Genomic DNA, 17,947 nt, shown 5'->3' on the forward strand with positions numbered 1-17,947 from the left:
ATCGATGAGAGACCGCTGATAATAAACCGGCGATGCAGGCCCCTCTGCATCGCCGGTCAATCGCTCCTGGTCAGTCGCCTGCTTGTGAAGGCTTGTCCTGACCTTCAGGCGGCCTGCGATTTCCCGCGAAAACGGCTGATGGCGGTCAACATCGTCAACCCCATCAGGAACGCCGCGACGATGCCGGGCGCCCGGCCCATTCCAAATCCCATGGCAAGCAGCGCCGCGCCCATGGTCGCACCCAAAGTCTGGCCAAGCAGCCGGTTGGTGGCGATCAGGCCGCCAGCCGCCGCCGTGCGGTTGACCGGTGTCGCCGCGATGATTGATCGCGCATTGGGGGCTGCGAATAGTCCAAAGCCGCCACCGCAAAGCGACAGCCGCCAGGCCATGTCGAGCCATGTCGCATCATGCGGCTGGAAGGCGAAAAGCAGCATGCCCACCGCCGCGATCAGACTGCCGGAACCGCATAGCAGCGCCACGGATACGCGGTCGGACAACGCCCCGCCCAGCGGCGCCAGGATCAAGGTCGTCAGTGGCCACACCGCGAAAATCGCGCCTACTTCTCCAGGCGATAGACCATATTCATTCTGAAGGCGGAAAGGGATCGTGACGATCAGCGTCATCGCTGAGACGAAACATAACATTCCGCCAAGCGCGGCAAGGCCAAGTGCGGGCACAGCCAGCAGGTCGATCGGCAGCATCGGCTCTGAGGCCGACAACTCGCGCTTTACAAAGGCGCGCCCGATCAGAATGCCCGCCAGCACCATGGCGGCCGAAACGACGGGCGAATTGCCATGCACGCCGCTTTCAATGCCGCTGACGATCAGGCCGAAGGTGCTGGCGCACAGCATTGCGCCAAGAAAGTCGTAGGGCCGCTCACGCGGTTCCGGGTCCGGCAGCGCGCGCCCAAGCAGCATCGAGACGATGCCGAACGGAGCCGCCGCCGCGAATATCCACGGCCATGACGCCACGCCGAGGACAAACCCGCCCAGCGTGGGCGCAAACGCCGATGCGCTCGATGAGATCACTGCATGGATGCCCAGGCCCCGGCCAAGCTGTTTGGGTGGATAGATGGACCGCAACAGCACGGCTGTAATGCTGAGCACGGCCGCCGCCCCCAGGGCCTGCGCCGCGCGCACCACCAGCAAAAATGGCAGACTGCGCGCGAAGAAGCAGAGAATGGTCGTCACGGTGAACAGGATCAGGCCATATTGATACAGGGTGCGATGCCCCAGCCGGTCCGCCAACGCCGCAATGGGCAGCATCGTCATCACCAGCACGAGCTGATAGACCGTGACGACCAATACCGCCGATGATCCGGACACGCCCAGATCGCGGGCGATTGTCGGCAAAGCGACATTGGCGATCGATCCGTCGATGACGACCAGCGCTGTCCCAAACGATGCGGCGATGATTGCCAGCAGGCGGCGGGGCATTGGCAGGCCGCCACTCTGTTCGGCAGGTTCGGGGGCGTCTGCGCTCACTCTATGCCTGGCCGATGATCTGCCGGATCGCCGGATTTTCTTTGGATGCGCCGCACGACAATAATCGCATGGAGCAGGTCCCGGCATGCATAGGCGTCTTGATCATGGCCAAAGCCGCAGACCTCTCCGATCGACATTCCGCCTTTTGCGGAATGAATGATAGTCCCTTGGCCATATCTTCGCGATACGCCAAGTGCACTTGCCCAAACATGCAGGCTGTGTTGACGGCGATCACAAATGTCGGCCTTCCGCCGGGCTGGTGATGGCCGGTATCAAGCACCGAAAAGCCATCCACAATCCCCATCATCGCCAACAAAATATGGTTAAGATAAAATCCGAAAGGAAAAAGTAACCAAGAAAATCATTTCCCGACAAAACAACGGAAAATTGAAGATCATTTCCAATCATTTCTGGCATAATCAGGACCATTGAATCTGTTGGATAATTAATTCTGGCCCTTGTCCCTTTCCGGCACTGTTCCCTTATCGACATCAACTGCGCGTTGCATTCGCCCGGAATGCCAAACACCTTGTCTTTGGGGATATATTGCGCACTTGCTTCATGGCGGCGCGCGGCAGGGGGTAGGCATGACCTACATATCGTCGTCGGATGAATTCCGTTCGCCATTGGGCGTTGCGTCAACCGCAGACGGCGTCCCCACGGAACGCGCCTTCAGGAAAGACATCAACGCCTTGCGGGCGATTGCCGCCAGCATTGTCGTTCTGTTCCATTTCCGCGTCGGCGGGTTTGCGGGCGGATTTGTCGGCGTCGATATATTCTTTGTGATCTCCGGCCTGCTGATGATGCAGATCATCGAGCGGAAGGTTGCCGCCGGGCGCTTCTCAGTCCTCGAATTCTACTTGGCCCGAACAAAGAGGATCGTACCCGCTCTCGCCTCGCTCTGCGTGGTCCTGCTTGTTTTCGGAACCCTGTTCCTCGATCCGATGACATTGAGCGAAGTGGCCCGAAACGCCCTGGCGTCCCTGCTATTTCTCTCCAATGTGCTTTATTCCTCGGTCAGCAGCTATTTCGCCGAGGCCGCGGAGACCAACTGGCTCCTCCATACCTGGACACTTTCGGTCGAATGGCAATTCTATCTCGCGCTTCCTGTGGTCATGGCGCTTGCCTCGCGCTCGCCCCTGCTCTGGCGGCATCGCAAGACATGGATCGCGTCCGCCTGCATCCTCTCCTTCCTTGCCGCGATCCTTATCGCCGGGCGTTCGGAGAGCTTTGAGAAATACGCCTTCTTCCTGTTGCCGACCAGGGCGTGGGAGATGCTGGCCGGCGCGTGGCTTGCCATAGCTGCGCCGCAGATAAAGAACCGCGCGCTCAACAGTATAATGCTTTCCGTTGGCCTTGCCGCGATCGTCTTTTCCACCATCTTCTTCGACGCCGCCACATCATGGCCATCGCTGTGGACGGCGATCCCCGTGCTTGGCACGCTGGCCGTCCTGGCCGCAGCCAGAGGGGACGCAGGCTGGACGCGGACTCCCGGCATTCAGGCGCTCGGCACCTGGTCCTATTCGCTCTATTTGTGGCATTGGCCGATATTCGTCGGCTTCACCTATTTCGGCGTGCTTATGGGTCCCGCGGCAATCGCATGCGGATTGGCGCTCAGCGTCCTCTGCGCCATGCTGTCCTACGAACTGTTCGAAACCAGACTACGCGACGCCATTTTTGGCCGGACGCCCCTGTCATGGCGGCGCGCCGGCGCACTCGCCGCAGCCGCGCTGATCCTTGTCGCCATTCCGGTGACCGCCTGGAAAATGCAGGGCTTTGAAGCCGTGCGCACAGCCGCATTCGATAGCGATACCAAGGCGCGCCTTATCGATTATCGCGGCGCTCCAGCGGACTGGAAAGGCATGTCGCCCTGCAAGGGGCAGCAATTCTATTCCGGGCATATTTGCGTGATGGGCGCAGGCAAGGCGAACCGCGTCGCCATCATCGGCGACTCCCATGCGGAACAGATGCTGCCGCGGCTGGCGCAATTATCGCAGCAGAACGCGGAAATCACTGTTATCCGTCAGCAGGGCTGCCCCCCGCTCCCCACGCTTTTCTGGTCACGGCGCGGCGATCATTGTCACCGGTTTACGGAGAAAGCATTCGAAAAGGTGCTCTCGGATCGCTTTGACAAAGTGATTATCATTTCCGCCTGGGTCCATTATTTCGACTATCCGGGCGGCGCAAAGCCGGGCGCGCTCTGCGCCATGTCCTGGCGCGGTTGCCGCCCGATCACCTCCACCGCAGCGGTTGAGGCAGCCAAGGATGAAGCTTTTGCGTCTTTCTCCGACCATATCGGACGCCTGACCGCGCGCGGCGTGAAGGTGGCCGTGGTGCAACAGACGCCCGACCCCAATGGCGTAAAGCCGCATGACTATTATCAGGGCACCTTTTTCGGCGGCGCCCCCCGCATTGCGCCCGAAATCGACAGAGCCGCTTATCTGGCGCGGGCTTCGAACATCCGCAACGTGGTGGCGGCTGCGGCCCGGCGCGGTGGCGCGACGATCATAGATCCGGTCGAAACATTATGCGGCGATCGCGCCTGCCCCGTATATAATGACGGCCGTTATCTCTACACCGATACGCATCATACGCGGGCGACAGAGGTCGTGCATCCCCGCTATGCCTATCTGGACAAGGCGATGTTCAACTAACAGGCCGTGGTGGCGCATTGAATAACGCATGGCCACGGCTTGATTCCGCGCATTCAGGGCCAATCTATCGGCCATGAGCCAAATCCATAATTTCCACGCGCATATCTATTTCAACGTCGATGAACTGGATGCCGCGCAGACACTGGCTAGCGAAGCGCAATCCCTGTTCGGGGTTGCCGTTGGCCATTTCCACAAGCGGCCAGTGGGACCGCATCCCCGCGGCAGTTGTCAGTTGACCGTCGCCAGGGAAAGGTTCGGCGAATTTGCCGCATGGGCCGCACTGAACCGGCGCGACCTGACGATCTTCGCCCATGCCGAAACTGGAAATGGCCTTGCCGATCATACCGCCCATGTCATCTGGTTTGGCCAGAGCGAACCGCTCGACCTTTCCTTGTTCCGCTAGGCCGGGGCTACTTCCGGGCGGAGGCGGGGCGCTTCCGGGGTCATATCCAGCCGGAGCAAGCTGGCGGCTTCGAACATACGGGCGGTGATCGGCTCGTTGTCCGTAGCGCGCATGGCTACATGGAACTCCACGGCCTCTGCCGATGGCATCCCCTCCAACCGGACAAGCTCGCCCTTCGCGACCTCGCTCCTCACCATGGGTTCGGGGAACACGCCAATGCCGCCGCCCGCCTTGGCGATGTCGATCATCGTTCTGGCATTGTTGCAGAGATTAAGCGCTTCGCCAGCGATCTTTGACTCGGCGATGGCCTTTCGCATGCGGCCATGAATGGGGGAATGGCTGGCGAGCGACCAGACAGGTATCCGTCCTGCCCTACCCTCATCCTCAACCATTGCAGCGATGGAAGGATGCGCCAGCCAGAGCAGACCGACGCTGCCAATCGGCTGCGATTTGAGAGCGGAGTGCGCGATCGGCCCGGCGGCAAAAACAATGTCCATGCGGCCTGTCAAAAGCTGCTGGATCAGATTGGCGGTCAGGTCGATTTCCAGCTCCAGCAACACATGCGGCATGTCCGCCTTCAACTGCGTCAGAAAGCCGGGCAGGCAGCTCGCCGCTACGATTTCCCCGGCCCCAATTCTGACGACGCCGCCCGCTTCGCCAAACCCGCCGCAGCGGAGCAGCATGTTCTGGACATCCCCCCAGATGACGCCGCAATCCCGCACCAGTTGGCGGCCTGCGGGCGTGAACGACATGGTCCGGCCCTGGCGGCGGAACAGCCGCGCGCCCAGATGCGCTTCCATCTCCCGGACCCGCGCCGACACGGCGGGCTGGGTGGTGTTGAGCCTGTGCGCGGCGGCGGCGAAGGTGCCAAGCCGGTCGATCCACAGCAAGGTTTCCAGGTGATACAGGCCAATGCGATTGATAGACATCATTGATGATTATTCGAAAAATGAAATCATTGGAATTGATGAATCATATCGCTCTAAAATGGATCGAATGGAGGGCCATAATGAAGAAGCTATATGGTGATGCGGCATCGGCTCTGGAGGGGCTGCTGTTTGACGGAATGCATCTGTGCGCGGGCGGTTTCGGCCTGTGCGGCATACCAGAGCGTCTGATCGACGCGATCCGCGACAGCGGGGTCAAGGACCTGACGATCGCCTCCAACAATGCCGGCATCGACGGCGAGGGTCTGGGCAAGCTGCTCCGCACGCGGCAGGTCAAGAAGATGATCTCCTCCTATGTCGGCGAGAATAAGGAGTTTGAGCGGCAATATCTGGCGGGTGAGCTGGAGGTGGAATTTTGCCCGCAGGGTACGCTGGCGGAACGCTGCCGTGCGGGCGGCGCCGGCATTCCCGGCTTCTACACCAAGACCGGCGTCGGCACGGCCGTCGCCGAGGGCAAGGAAGTGAAGAATTTCGACGGCCAGGACTATATTCTGGAGCGCGGCATCTTCGCAGACGTGGCCATCATCAAAGGCTGGAAGGCCGATGAGAGCGGCAACCTCATTTTCCGCAAGACCGCGCGCAACTTCAATCAGCCTATGGCGACCGCAGCGAAAATCTGCGTGGCGGAGGTCGAAGAAGTCGTGCCGACCGGCAGCCTTGATCCAGACGCTATCCACCTGCCCGGCATCTATGTGAAGCGCATGATCATCGGCGCGCCGTACGACAAGAAAATCGAATTCCGCACCGTTCGCCAGAAGGAGGCCGCATAATCATGGCATGGACCCGTGACGAAATGGCTGCCCGTGCGGCGAAGGAACTGCAGGACGGTTTCTATGTGAACCTGGGCATCGGCATTCCGACCCTGGTGGCGAATCATATTCCCGAAGGCGTGGAAGTGACGCTGCAGTCGGAAAATGGCATGCTTGGCATCGGCCCCTTCCCCCTCGAGGGCGAGGAGGACGCCGATCTGATCAATGCGGGTAAACAGACGATCAGCGAACTGCCGCAGTCAGCCTATTTCAGCTCCGCAGACAGCTTCGCGATGATCCGTGGCGGGCATATCGACCTGACCGTGCTCGGCGCGATGGAGGTTGCCGAAAATGGCGACATCGCCAACTGGATGATTCCCGGCAAGATGATCAAGGGCATGGGCGGCGCGATGGATCTCGTTGCGGGCGTCAAGAAGATCATCGTGGTGATGGAGCACACGTCAAAGGACGGTAGCCCGAAGTTCATCCCCGCCTGCACCCTGCCGCTGACCGGCAAGAATGTGGTCGACATGATCATCACTGACCTGGCCGTGTTCCAGCGGCCGGATCATGACAGCCCTTTCAAGCTCGTCGAAATCGCCCCAGGCGTGACGGCCGAGGACATCGCCGCCAAAACCACGGCGGCCTATATCAGCTAGGCTGGGGCCAGCCCCTTCCACAACGACTGCACAAGGGAAGGATGATCCGCATATACGGATCATCCTTCTTTTATTCTGCCCTAGAAGTTGGTGACTTCCTCGACATTCTTCTCCACATCGGCCCGGTCGAACCAGAGCGTGCGGAAGGTCTTGCTGGTCAGATATTTCAACTGATCGCTGTTATGTTTGGAACCCGGCTGGCTGGCATTGCCATAGCTCATCATTCCCACGGCTTTCAGCGGTGTGCCGAACTCGACCATGGATACCCATGTCTCGCCATGAACGGGGGTGCGTTCGCCATTCTTCATCGGCCCCCATGTGATCGTGCGGAACACGCCGGTATTGCCAAAGCCGCCGTTACCCGGAAGATTCACGTCGCCGATATGGAAGCGTGAGACATCTCCGAACGGCCGGTCGACCGCGCCGTACAGCTTCTTCGTCTTGTCCACCGCCTGCTTCAGCATTTCGACAGCGGCGGCCGGGTCCTTAAGGCCGCGCGGCGTTTCCAGCGGATCGTCCAGCGTCCATTTCACGGCATAGTTGGACTGGTCGGTGAAGTTTTTCGGCGAAAAAATGCCCGCCCATGTTTCGAACAGCAAGGCGCCACGGCTATCCGCCTCAAAACGGTGATCCCACCCCTTGAGCAGGGCGATGGCGGCCTGCACGTCGGGATCGGCCGACCCCGCCGCCGCCGCGAATAATTCGGGCAGCATACGGTCGGCCATCAGCGATGTAGTCGTCAGCTTGCGTGAGACGAAATCGTCGAAACTCACCTTCCCCGGCATGGACATCAGCTTCACCGACATCTGCGCACGCTGGCTGACCGGCCCGGCGGGCGCGACATAGGCCGGGAAATCCTTTGGATCGAGCAGGCGGGGCCAGGCCGCCAGCCATGGCGGATCATTGGCGTTCTGGACGAAGCCGCTGGCCGGATCGACCACCTTCGGCATGTCGTCATAGCTGTGCAGATCCTTCCACAGCGTCGCGGACGTATCGCCCGGCACCGGCTTTGACCAATAGGCGATGTCGCCATTGGCATGTTTGGGCAGAATGCCATTGTCGAGATACAGGATATGGCCCGCGCGGTCGGCATAAGTGATGTTGAACATCGGGACCTGCATCTTGCGCAGCGCATTCTGGAACGCGGTCCAGTCCTGCGCCTTGCCCATTTCCAGATACTGCTCAAGCACGCCCGGCCGATCCAGCCCCGCCACCTTCAAAGCGATCGTGGTCTTGCCGCCAGGCAGGTCGAATACCGGCCCCTGCACCGCCGTCCGCTGGTCGAACGTCACCGTCTTCAGCGTCCCGTCCGGCTGTTTCACCTTGTAACTCAGCGTTTTGACCTTGAACGGCAGCACCTTGCCGTCAAACTGATAACCGCCATCCGCCAGGGTTAGCTGATAGCTGGTGAAACCCAGCATGGTGTTCACCGTGTTTGTGAAGCCATGATCATTGTTGAAGCCGAAGCGCAGAACGGGAAGCCCGATCTGCGTTGCGCCATACAGTTTCAGCGTCGGCGTGGTGATCTGCGCTTCAAAATAGGTGAGTTGCGTCGCGCCCCAGGGAAGATGCGGATTGGCGAGCAGCAGCGTCTTTCCGCTGGCGGAGCGGGAGGGCGCAACGGCCCAGGTGTTGGAGCCGCCCGCTTCATTGGTCGATGGATCGGCCAGCACCCGGCGATCCGACGCGATATAGACATAGTTCATCAGCCGATGCGCATGCGCCATCACATCGACGCCGGTGATGGGCAGGACCTGCCGGACAGACGCATCGATCTTGTCGGGATGCGCAGCCGCATAGGCATTGACCCCATCGGCAAAGGCGTTGAGGTTCTTCTGCATCTGCGGGCTTTGCTGCTTGAACCACGCAGCCGAGCGGGCGGGCACATCATTCGCGATCAGCCACTTGTCCTGATCGACGAATTTCTCGCCCCAATATTCCGCGGCACGGGCGCGCGCCTCACCGAACAGGTGGATCAGCACGTCGCCGTGGTTCTGGGCCTGCGCGTAACCAAAGCCATAAAAGCCGCCGGCTTCGGTCTTGGCGTAAATATGAGGCACGCCGAAGCTGTCCCACAATATTTCTCCGCCGCCCCACTTTGTCTTGGCGGACGGAGCGGTCGATGCCGGCCCCGCCAGCATCGTCGCCGATAACAACAGGCCCAGAAAAATCGGCCTCATTCGCATTCTCCTCACTACCGGCTTTTAGAAGTTCAATCCTACACGGGCGTAGTAGGAACCGCCGGTAAAGCCAAAGGGCGACTGACCGCCATAAAGCCCCTGCCCAAGCGTCGGGCTGACCTGTCCGACGGCATCAGGATAGACGTTGAACAGATTGTTCGATCCAACCGCAACGCTGACCAGCGGCGTCACCTGCCAGGTCAGTTCCAGATCAGTGATCCACTTCGGCCCGTAATAGCGGTCGTTGGGATAGGTGGCGACGCCAGCCACCATCACCGGGTTCATCAGATTGTTGAAGCCGCCGAACCGGGTGAGGCGCGTCGACAGCGTGAAATCGCCGGCCGTGGTCACATTGCTGATCGACAATTTGGTGTGCGGCAGGTTCACGGTCAGATTGCTGCGCGAGAAACGATCGAACAGCTCGAAATTCACCGCGCTCAATTCCGGCGGGTTGCCGATGATGTGGGTGATCTTCGTCTTGTTGTAGTTATAACCCAGATTCCATTGCATGGTCGCCACGTCGAACAGGTCATGCTTGTACGACGCCACCACATCGATGCCGCGCGTGCGCGTATCAATGGCGTTGGTATAATATTGGGCGCTCAGATTGCCCGGAATGCCATTGGCGATCAGGATGTTGGAAATGGCGTTGCCGGACAATGTGCTGGTGATGACGATGCGGTCATCGACATCAATCTGGAACGCATCAACCGTCAGGCTGAAATTGGGGAAAGGCGTCAACACGACGCCGCCCGAAATGTTGAAGGATTTCTCCGGCGTCAGCGGCTCAGCGCCCAGGGCGATGGCGGCCGCAGATTCAACCGGCAGCGTCTTGATCTGGACCAGCGTGTTGGCAATGCCGTTGATCGTGCGGAACTGGTTGGTCGTCTGCGAATAAATCTGCTGGGCGACCGCAGGCGCGCGGAAGCCGGTATTCGCCGCTGCGCGCACCGCGAGCCAGTCCGTCGCGGCATAGCGGCCGTTGACCTTCCAGATCAGGGTGTTGCCGCTGTCGTCATCATAATGCTCGAAGCGGGCCGCCGCGCCGATCGTGATGTCCTTTGTCGGGTCCCACGCCACGTCCGCATAGGCGGCCAGGTTGTTGCGGGTCATCCGCGCGGCGTCCTGCGGCTGGAAACCGGCGGAGCTTTGCGCGCCCGGCGTCTGGCCGGCCCTGTAGAAGGGTCCGATAGCATAGCTGTTCGGATCGCCCTCAAACGTCTGGTAGCGTTCGCGCCGGTGCTGCGCGCCTGCCGAAACCTGCAGATTGCCGCCGCCCACATCGAATCCGCGCGTCAGATCGAGCGAAGTGACGAACTCCGACGATTTGAGCGTGCCGATGTAAAATTCCGTTGGACCTGCCGGACCAAGCGACGGATTCACCGTCCCTTCAGAGGACTGACGTGCGCGGTTGCGGCCGAAACCGGTGCTGAAATCCCAATCCCAGCCAGCGACAACGCCCTTCGCGCCCAGGATGAACTCGAAATCCTCCTCATCGATTTTCACATGCGGGCGATAGCCGTTGGGATAAATCTCCAGCACCGAGTTCACATCGTTCGGCGGACGGAAGGAATACCAGAGGTCTGACCGGCGCTGGCTGTACGTGCCAAACGCGTAGAGGTGGACGTCGCCCACATCATAACCGGCGTTCAGGCCGGTGTTGATGCTGCGCGATGGCATGACGCCGTAACTGATGGTGGTCAGACGATCGATCGTCGCTTCGCGCGGATCGCGCTGACCGTTGACCAGCGGATAGAGATTGACGTTGGGCGAGATTGGCAGCGCCCGGTTCGACATCTCCTGCTTCTTCACATTGACGGAGAAATTGGCGAAACCGTTATCGCCAAGCGCCATGCCGAAATTCAGGTCCGCCTGATACAGTTCACCATCCGACCGATCGAAATTCTGGCCGGCGGTGAATCCTGCGGAACCGCCCTTCGCATCGTCCTTCAAAATGATGTTGATGACGCCCGCAATCGCGTCAGACCCATATTGCGCGGCCGCGCCATCGCGCAGCACTTCGATATGGTCGATTGCCGAAACCGGGATCATGTCGAGATCGGAGGGGACTGATCCGTTGTAGACTGCGGACACGGCATTGATCAGCGATGTCTTGTGACGGCGCTTGCCATTGACCAGGATAAGCGTCTGGTCGGGGTTGAGGCCGCGCAGACCGCCCGTGGCAATGACGGTCGAGGTCGCACCGCCCGCCCGCACCGGCAGGTTGAAGGACGGGACCAGCGTGTTGAGCGCCTGGAACACGCCCGCCTTGCCGGTACGCTCCAGGTCCGCGCCGGATATGACGTCAATCGGCGTCGGGCTGTCCGTAATCGTGCGCGGCTGTCCACGCGACCCGGTAACGACGATGGCAGCGCCCTCCTCGTCATCGGCCGCTGCGGAGGACACCTGGGGCGCGGTAGCGGCGGCGGCCGAAGCCTGCATGGCGACGGGCAGGCTGGTGACCGAAAGGCTGGCGACTTCCACCGCACGCGCGCGCTTGGGCTGCCGCGCTAGGGAGAGTGCGATGACTTCATTGCTCGACAGGGTAATCTTCAGGTCCGTGCCTGCGATCAGCCTGGACAGCGCAACGCCTGGCGCCATCCGGCCATTGACCGACTGCGCAAGCAGCCCCACCACCTGATCGTAGGGAAACAGGATCTGAATGCCCGATTGCCGGGCGAAAAGCGTCAGCGCGCTTTGCATTGACTGCGCCGGTATGCGGAAACTGACCGGCTCAGCCGCTGCCAGTGCGGGTGTGGCGGCAACCGCGCAGATCGCAACGGATGCCAGCCCGGCTATGTTTCGAAAACTTCGCATCTTTGACCCCCTTTTAATTTTTCGCATCTCTCGATGGGGGAAACGGGGGCCGATCACGTTTCTGCTAATAGGATCGAAAAATATCTCACTGGATTGCTGCGATCCTCGCGAAGCACAGAAACTGCCGGGAGGATCGGATCAGGGCAGCATAGGGGAACGGGGTTGGAAACGGTCAGGGTCAGGCTTGATTGGTTCAAGGCGGCAATTCTTCCGCATGAAGGCGCGCTTCGGGGACGATTGCGGCGCGTGATGTCGCGTTCCAGCGATGTTGACGATCTGGTCGCCGAATGCATGACGCGCGCTTATGCCCATGGCGATGTCAACGCCACGACCAACGGCAAAGCCTATCTTTTTCAGATCGCCCGCAACCTCCTGATTGATGAGGCGCGCCGGGAAAAAATCGTCTCGCTGGAGTTTGTGGCGGAACTGGACGTGCTGCAGGCCGATCATTCGACGGAGGCCGCGCTGCAGGCCCGCGACGAGCTTCGCCATCTCCAGGCGATATTGGATACGCTGCCGCCGCAATGCCGCCGCGCCTTCATTATGCGCCGCGTGTACGGGAAATCTGTTAAGGAGATAGCAGAGGAGATGGCGCTTTCCGTTTTCACTGTGGACAAGCATTTGACGCGCGCCGCCGTGAAGATAATGCAAGCCATTGGACAGTTTGAGGGTTCCGGTTTTGGGTGGTCGCTACAAAAGCGCGGAGGAAATGCAGACGATAGAAGCCGAAGCGGCTCGTCTGTTCCTTAAGGCGCGTGCAAGCGACGCACGGGAGGACTGGGACGCCGCCTATGATTGGGTCGCCCAGGACCCCGCTCATGGCCATGCCTTCGCCAAGGCGGAAGCGGGATGGGAGCTCGCCGAAAGGCTGAACGAGCTGCCAGTCGCGCGCGAAGGGTCGGAAGCGCACGGCCGCCTTATCACGGAAGCAGCGGCGCCGCCGGAGCCCGCCCCTGCGCGGCCAGCGATGATGAGCCGCCGCGCATTGCTGGGCACAGCGGTAGCGGCCGCCATCGTCGGCATAGCCGGAACAGTCACCCTGCGCCTGATCGGCACCGTCGACCATTACCGCACCGCACTTGGCGAAACCCGCGCGGTGCGCCTTGCCGACGGCTCAGTCGTCCATCTCAACACCAACAGCTCCATAGAGGTTGCGCTCCGCGACAATCGCCGGTCGATCAAGCTGCTGAAAGGCGAGGCGCGCTTCGACGTCGCACATGACAAGGCGCGGCCGTTCATCGTGGATGCCGACGGGACCCAGGTCCGCGCCGTCGGCACCGTATTCAACGTGCGGCTGCGGCCGGAACTCACCGAATTGACCGTGATCGAGGGCATGGTCGCCGTGCGGAATGGCGGGTCGGCGGCACGGACAATCGGCAGCGGACGCAGCGCCGCCGTCCGCAGCGGCGGCATAGCCGTCACGCCGCTCGCGCCCGCGAAACTCAAGCAACGCATCGCCTGGCAGGACGGCGTGATTGAATTTGACGGCGACACGCTGGCGCAGGCGGTTGAGGAATTTAACCGTTACCGGGCGACTCCGCTGGTCATCGGGGACCCATCCATCGCCAGCATCCGGGTCGGCGGCACCTTCCAGGCAACCCGGTCCGACGATTTCGTCTACGCGCTGGAGCGGGGATTTGGCGTCCGCGCGATCGCGGGCAGCGACAAGTCGGTGATCCTGGTTTCCGACGATTAGAAGTCCTGACCTGCAGTAGCAGATTGATGCGGGCGATCCGTTTCCGCTGTCATGGAACATATCGCTCTGCCGTTACCGGCGCAGATAACACGGCAGGACCGCCTTCGGTCGATATTGGGGGGTTCGGTCGGCAACCTCATCGAATGGTATGACTGGTACGTCTATTCGGCCTTCACGCTATATTTTGCGCCGGTCTTTTTTCCTTCGGATGACAGCACGGCCCAGTTGCTGAACGCCGCCGCCATTTTCGCCGTCGGCTTCCTGATGCGGCCGCTGGGGGCCTGGCTGATGGGCATGTATGCGGACCGGCGGGGGCGCAAGGCGGGCCTCACCCTTTCCGTCATGCTGATGGGCGGCGGATCGCTGATGATCGCGGTGATCCCCGGCTATGCCGCGATCGGCGTGTTCGCGCCGATGCTCCTGCTGGTGGCGCGCCTGATGCAGGGCCTGTCGGTCGGCGGCGAATATGGCGCCAGCGCCACCTATCTTTCCGAAATGGCGGACAAGGATCACCGCGGCTTCTTCTCCAGCTTTCAATATGTCACGCTGATCGCAGGCCAGCTTCTGGCGCTCTGCGTACTGCTGCTGCTTCAGCTTGCCCTGACGGAAAGCCAGCTCGAAAGCTGGGGATGGCGCGTGCCCTTTGCGGTGGGCGGACTGATGGCGATCGGCGTCTACCGCCTGCGCCGCGGCCTGCGCGAGACCGAGGCATTCGAACAGAATGCCGCTATTTCCGAACAGCCAAGCTCCAGCGGATGGACGCTGATCCGGCGGCACCCGCGCGAGGTGCTGCTGGTGATGGCGCTTACAGCGGGCGGCACGCTCGCCTTCTATGCCTATAGCACCTACATGCAGAAATTCCTGGTCAACAGCGCTGGTTTCGGCCGCCAGACCGCCACGGCGATCATGGCGTCGGCGCTGTTCATCTACATGCTGCTGCAGCCCATTGCCGGCTGGATTTCCGACCGGATCGGCCGCAAGCCCTTGCTGCTCGCTTTCGGCATTTGCGGCGTGCTGTTCACCACCGCCATCTTCACCCGGCTGGAAACCGTGACATCCTCGTTCGGCGCATTCCTGCTGGTGCTGTCCGGCCTGGTCATCGTCACCGGCTACACATCGATCAATGCCATCGTGAAGGCCGAACTATTTCCCGCCAACATCCGCGCGCTGGGCGTCGCGCTGCCCTATGCGCTGGCCAACACGCTGTTTGGCGGCACCGCCGAATATGCGGCATTGTGGATGAAGCAGGCCGCAATGGAGAGCGGCTTCTACTGGTACGTCACGGGAATGATCGCCGTGTCGCTGATCGTCTATCTCCGCATGCCCGACACCCGCACCACCAGCCGTATCTGATCGATTGAGGGGAATTGCCATGACATCACTGACCAGGACCCTACTCCGCACGCTGCCCCTGCTGCTGGTCGCGCAGACCGGGGAAACGCTGGCGCAGGATGCCGCGCCGGCAGAACCGAAATTCACCTCCGTTCAACCGGCCGACTTCGCCATCGCCGGGTCGCTGTCCAATAGCTGGGCGGATTTCGATAATGACGGCGACCTCGATCTCGCCGTTTCGCTCAAGAGCGGCGACATCCGCCTCTATCGCAATGACAAGGGCAAGTTCGTGAATGTCGGCCCGGAGATGGGACTGCCTTCCTCCGGTCCGGAAATGCGCGGCGTCGCATGGGGCGACTATGATGGCGACGGATGGGTCGACCTGCTTGGCGGGGCGACCATGCCCGACCAGCTAAGCCTGGTTTTCCACAATGAAGGCGGAAAGAAATTCACCAATGTCGCGCCGGAACTGGGCCTGACGATCCCCGGCCGATCAGCCCGCCAGACAAGCTGGCTGGATTATGACAATGATGGCGATCTGGATCTTTATGCGTCCAACCGCATCGGCCCGAACGCGCTGTACCGCAACGATAATGGCAAATTCGTTCAGGTCTTTGCGGGGACCAGCGTTTCCGACACGCGCCCCACCGTTGGGGCATGCTGGTTCGACTATGACCGGGACGGCGATCTGGACCTGTTCCTGGCCAATCAGTCCGGCGCGACGGACTCCCTGTGGCGCAACGATGGCGACAGCTTCGTCGATGTCGCGCCGCAGCTTGGCCTCGACAATCCCGGCCGGACGAAGGACGAGGGTGGCGTCGGCTGCGCCGTCGGCGACTATGACAATGACGGCTTTCTGGACCTGTTCGTGCCCAATTATGGCGTGAACACCCTCTACCACAATAATGGCGACGGCACCTTTACCAACGTCGCGAAGGAAATGGGCGTCGCTGTGGAAAACCACGCCGTCGGTGCGGTGTGGGGCGATTATGACAATGACGGTTTTCTCGACCTCTATGTCACATCCTATGTCGGGGAACGGAACAAGCAGCAGCCCAAGGACAGCCTGTTCCACAATCAGGGCGGCAAGGGTTTCGTCAACGTCCTGACGCCGGAATCGCAGCTCAATGCCGGCGACCATGGCGTGCAATGGGTGGATTATGATCGCGACGGAGCGCTCGATCTTTCCGTAATGCGCGGATACACTGATCAGGGCGGCCATTTCCTGTTCCATAACGACCTTCCCAAGGCCGCTGCGCGCCGCAGCCTCTCGGTGCTGGTCCTTGACGCCAAGGGGCGCTTCACCCGCATGGGCGCGGAAGTGCGCCTGTATGACAAGGGTGGCAAGATCATCGCCACACGGCAGGTTTCGACCGGTGACGGCTATAATTCGGAAAATGCGGCGCCGGTGCATTTCGGCCTGAAGGATAATAGGCCGGTGACCGTCGAAGTCACATTCATGGGAGCCAAAGGCCGCAAGACGCAGACTGTCCGCAATGTCGACCCGAAACGGTTCGCCGGAAAATCGTTGGTGGTCAGCGAAGGGAACTGACGGCGCAGCCGCTCGAACTCGCGCGGGCTGCATAACTGGCTTGCAGCCCGCACAATATACTCCCCCATCCGGGGCGCATAATATTTCGCGGCATGGATTCCTGCCCAAGCCGCTTCTTGTTAAGACGGCCCATGGATGAGGTTCTGGCGATCGAGAATATCATAGGTGCTGGCGCTGTCGCCTTCAGCGCCGCGATCTATAAACTGACGCGCCTTGCCCGCCGCCTCCGGGATATTCTCGATTTTGAGGATAACAGTCTCAACTGATGCGCGTCGTGCTTGGTCATTCGCGCCAGGCGGAAAATAGCGTTCCTGTCCTACACCCTTCCCCAATGTTAGCCCGATCCGGCTGAAGCGGAAAGGGATCGACATGTTGGAAAAGACTGCTGGAGATAACCTCGCCAATGACCGTTCTCCGCGGCCATTTCCGGTGGCTCACGCCACTATCGAACCCAGCCCATGCCCGGCCGCTGGGACGGCCGAGGAAGATGCAATGGCAACCCGCAACTTCCGCAACTTCGATAACCTGTTTAGCGCAAAAATGCCGGAAATCCGTCAATCTCCGAACACTGCATGCGTCAGCGTGACTGACTTGGTCTTGCCGATCAGATTGCTCCATTCGCGGTGCGCATAGCGATGGAGGAGACCCTGCGCCTCCATATAGGTGCGGTGCGGATTATCCTCTCTCAGGAACCGGGCATTGGGACCCAGCATCTCGGCGACTGCACGCGCCGACACCAGAAACTCTATGATGTCGCCGCCGAAATCGCCTTCAAAACGCAACATCGAGCCATCCGCCGTCCAACGCGGGTTGGGCTGGTCAAAGCGCAGGAACACCACCGCCATTCATCATCCTCCAGACATGTCGCGAACAACGATAGCGTCAGAGGGTAAATAAAGATGGACCTGTTTCACACCGCCAGCGCAACGACCTTTCGCGCCGCCAGAACAACGGGCAGGTCGATCATGCGCCCGTCTAGCGTGATGACGTTTGCGCCCTGCGCATTGTCCCAGGCCGCCAGAACGCGCCGCGCCCGGTCAACTTCCGCCGCGCCGGGTGAAAAGCCGCCATTGACCGGACCAATCTGCGCCGGATGGATGCACAGCGCGCCGGTCATGCCAATGGCCTTTGCCGCCGCTATCGCATCCGCCCAGGCAGCTTCGTCCTTGATCGTCGCTATGGAAATCGGCAGCCCTATCGCCATCTGCCCCCGCACCGCCGCCGCCAAGGCGATCTGGCGGCAGGGAAGGTCGAGGCATTGCGGCGATGGCGGCACGCCCAACGCCAGCGAGAAATCCTCGGTCCCCAGGGCAAGCCCGATCACGCCCGGCACGGCTGCAATCGCGTCGATCTGGCGCAAGCCCGCCGGACTTTCGATCAGAGCGATCAGGCCCGGCGCCGCCTCCAGCCCACGCTCCCCGGCCAGTTCCCGGACCATTTCTCCGATCACCCCCAGCCGCGCGGCGTCCTCCAC

16 protein-coding genes are annotated in these 17,947 nt (G+C 61.1%); 9 read left to right on the plus strand and 7 right to left on the minus strand.

What is annotated here, in order from left to right:
• Positions 1-104: 104 nt before the first annotated feature.
• Positions 105-1,484, minus strand: a complete 1,380-nt coding sequence (locus BHQ40_RS03140) for an MFS transporter (protein ID WP_253183237.1) — start codon at positions 1,482-1,484, stop codon at positions 105-107.
• A 1-nt stretch (position 1,485) separates the two neighbouring features.
• A complete protein-coding gene (locus BHQ40_RS25540; protein ID WP_171905742.1) occupies positions 1,486-1,791 on the minus strand; it encodes a hypothetical protein in 306 nt (101 codons plus the stop codon).
• 280 nt (positions 1,792-2,071) lie between these two features.
• On the opposite strand from BHQ40_RS25540, the gene BHQ40_RS03150 reads away from it, so the two are divergent.
• Complete coding sequence (locus BHQ40_RS03150) at positions 2,072-4,138, plus strand: acyltransferase family protein (RefSeq protein WP_139139161.1); 2,067 nt, start codon at positions 2,072-2,074, stop codon at positions 4,136-4,138.
• Between the two features lie 73 nt (positions 4,139-4,211).
• Positions 4,212-4,541 (plus strand): DOPA 4,5-dioxygenase family protein, encoded by a 330-nt coding sequence (locus BHQ40_RS03155; protein WP_070152168.1) that lies wholly within the window; start codon positions 4,212-4,214, stop codon positions 4,539-4,541.
• Here BHQ40_RS03155 and BHQ40_RS03160 read toward each other — a convergent pair.
• Entirely contained in the window at positions 4,538-5,470 is a 933-nt protein-coding gene (locus BHQ40_RS03160) for a LysR family transcriptional regulator (RefSeq protein ID WP_070152256.1), read from the minus strand. The genes BHQ40_RS03155 and BHQ40_RS03160 overlap by 4 nt on opposite strands.
• Before the next feature lie 77 nt (positions 5,471-5,547).
• On the opposite strand from BHQ40_RS03160, the gene BHQ40_RS03165 reads away from it, so the two are divergent.
• Both BHQ40_RS03165 and BHQ40_RS03170 read left to right on the plus strand, forming a co-directional pair.
• Positions 5,548-6,258, plus strand: a complete 711-nt coding sequence (locus BHQ40_RS03165) for a CoA transferase subunit A (protein WP_070152259.1) — start codon at positions 5,548-5,550, stop codon at positions 6,256-6,258.
• Positions 6,259-6,260: 2 nt separating this feature from the next.
• Positions 6,261-6,896 (plus strand): CoA transferase subunit B, encoded by a 636-nt coding sequence (locus tag BHQ40_RS03170; RefSeq protein ID WP_070152171.1) that lies wholly within the window; start codon positions 6,261-6,263, stop codon positions 6,894-6,896.
• Positions 6,897-6,976: 80 nt separating this feature from the next.
• Here the strand turns inward: BHQ40_RS03170 and BHQ40_RS03175 are convergent, their stop codons facing one another.
• Together BHQ40_RS03175 and BHQ40_RS03180 are read right to left on the minus strand one after the other, a co-directional pair.
• Complete coding sequence (locus BHQ40_RS03175) at positions 6,977-9,076, minus strand: penicillin acylase family protein (RefSeq protein WP_253183238.1); 2,100 nt, start codon at positions 9,074-9,076, stop codon at positions 6,977-6,979.
• A gap of 24 nt (positions 9,077-9,100) precedes the next feature.
• Entirely contained in the window at positions 9,101-11,893 is a 2,793-nt protein-coding gene (locus BHQ40_RS03180) for a TonB-dependent receptor plug domain-containing protein (RefSeq protein ID WP_083276665.1), read from the minus strand.
• A gap of 162 nt (positions 11,894-12,055) precedes the next feature.
• Between BHQ40_RS03180 and BHQ40_RS03185 the strand changes: the two genes are divergently transcribed.
• The 5 genes from BHQ40_RS03185 (at position 12,056) to BHQ40_RS26835 (ending at position 16,739) form a co-directional block, all read left to right on the plus strand.
• Entirely contained in the window at positions 12,056-12,643 is a 588-nt protein-coding gene (locus tag BHQ40_RS03185; protein WP_070152178.1) for an RNA polymerase sigma factor, read from the plus strand.
• Positions 12,603-13,589 (plus strand): FecR family protein, encoded by a 987-nt coding sequence (locus tag BHQ40_RS03190; RefSeq protein ID WP_070152181.1) that lies wholly within the window; start codon positions 12,603-12,605, stop codon positions 13,587-13,589. The genes BHQ40_RS03185 and BHQ40_RS03190 overlap by 41 nt, the downstream gene beginning before the upstream one ends.
• A 51-nt stretch (positions 13,590-13,640) precedes the next feature.
• Positions 13,641-14,942 (plus strand): MFS transporter, encoded by a 1,302-nt coding sequence (locus tag BHQ40_RS03195; RefSeq protein ID WP_070152184.1) that lies wholly within the window; start codon positions 13,641-13,643, stop codon positions 14,940-14,942.
• 19 nt (positions 14,943-14,961) lie between these two features.
• Positions 14,962-16,473, plus strand: a complete 1,512-nt coding sequence (locus BHQ40_RS03200; protein WP_070152187.1) for a CRTAC1 family protein — start codon at positions 14,962-14,964, stop codon at positions 16,471-16,473.
• Positions 16,474-16,604: 131 nt separating this feature from the next.
• The gene (locus tag BHQ40_RS26835) at positions 16,605-16,739 is read left to right on the plus strand and encodes a hypothetical protein (RefSeq protein WP_281417177.1); all 135 of its coding nucleotides are present in this window, start codon (positions 16,605-16,607) and stop codon (positions 16,737-16,739) included.
• Positions 16,740-17,027: 288 nt separating this feature from the next.
• Here the strand turns inward: BHQ40_RS26835 and BHQ40_RS03205 are convergent, their stop codons facing one another.
• Both BHQ40_RS03205 and BHQ40_RS03210 read right to left on the minus strand, forming a co-directional pair.
• A complete protein-coding gene (locus BHQ40_RS03205; protein WP_070152190.1) occupies positions 17,028-17,318 on the minus strand; it encodes a hypothetical protein in 291 nt (96 codons plus the stop codon).
• Positions 17,319-17,383: 65 nt separating this feature from the next.
• The coding region (locus BHQ40_RS03210) for an aldolase/citrate lyase family protein (RefSeq protein ID WP_253183239.1) at positions 17,384-17,947 on the minus strand (564 nt) is incomplete at its 5' end.

Source organism: Sphingobium phenoxybenzoativorans (assembly GCF_001757355.1).
Taxonomy (GTDB): Bacteria; Pseudomonadota; Alphaproteobacteria; order Sphingomonadales; family Sphingomonadaceae; genus Sphingobium; species Sphingobium phenoxybenzoativorans.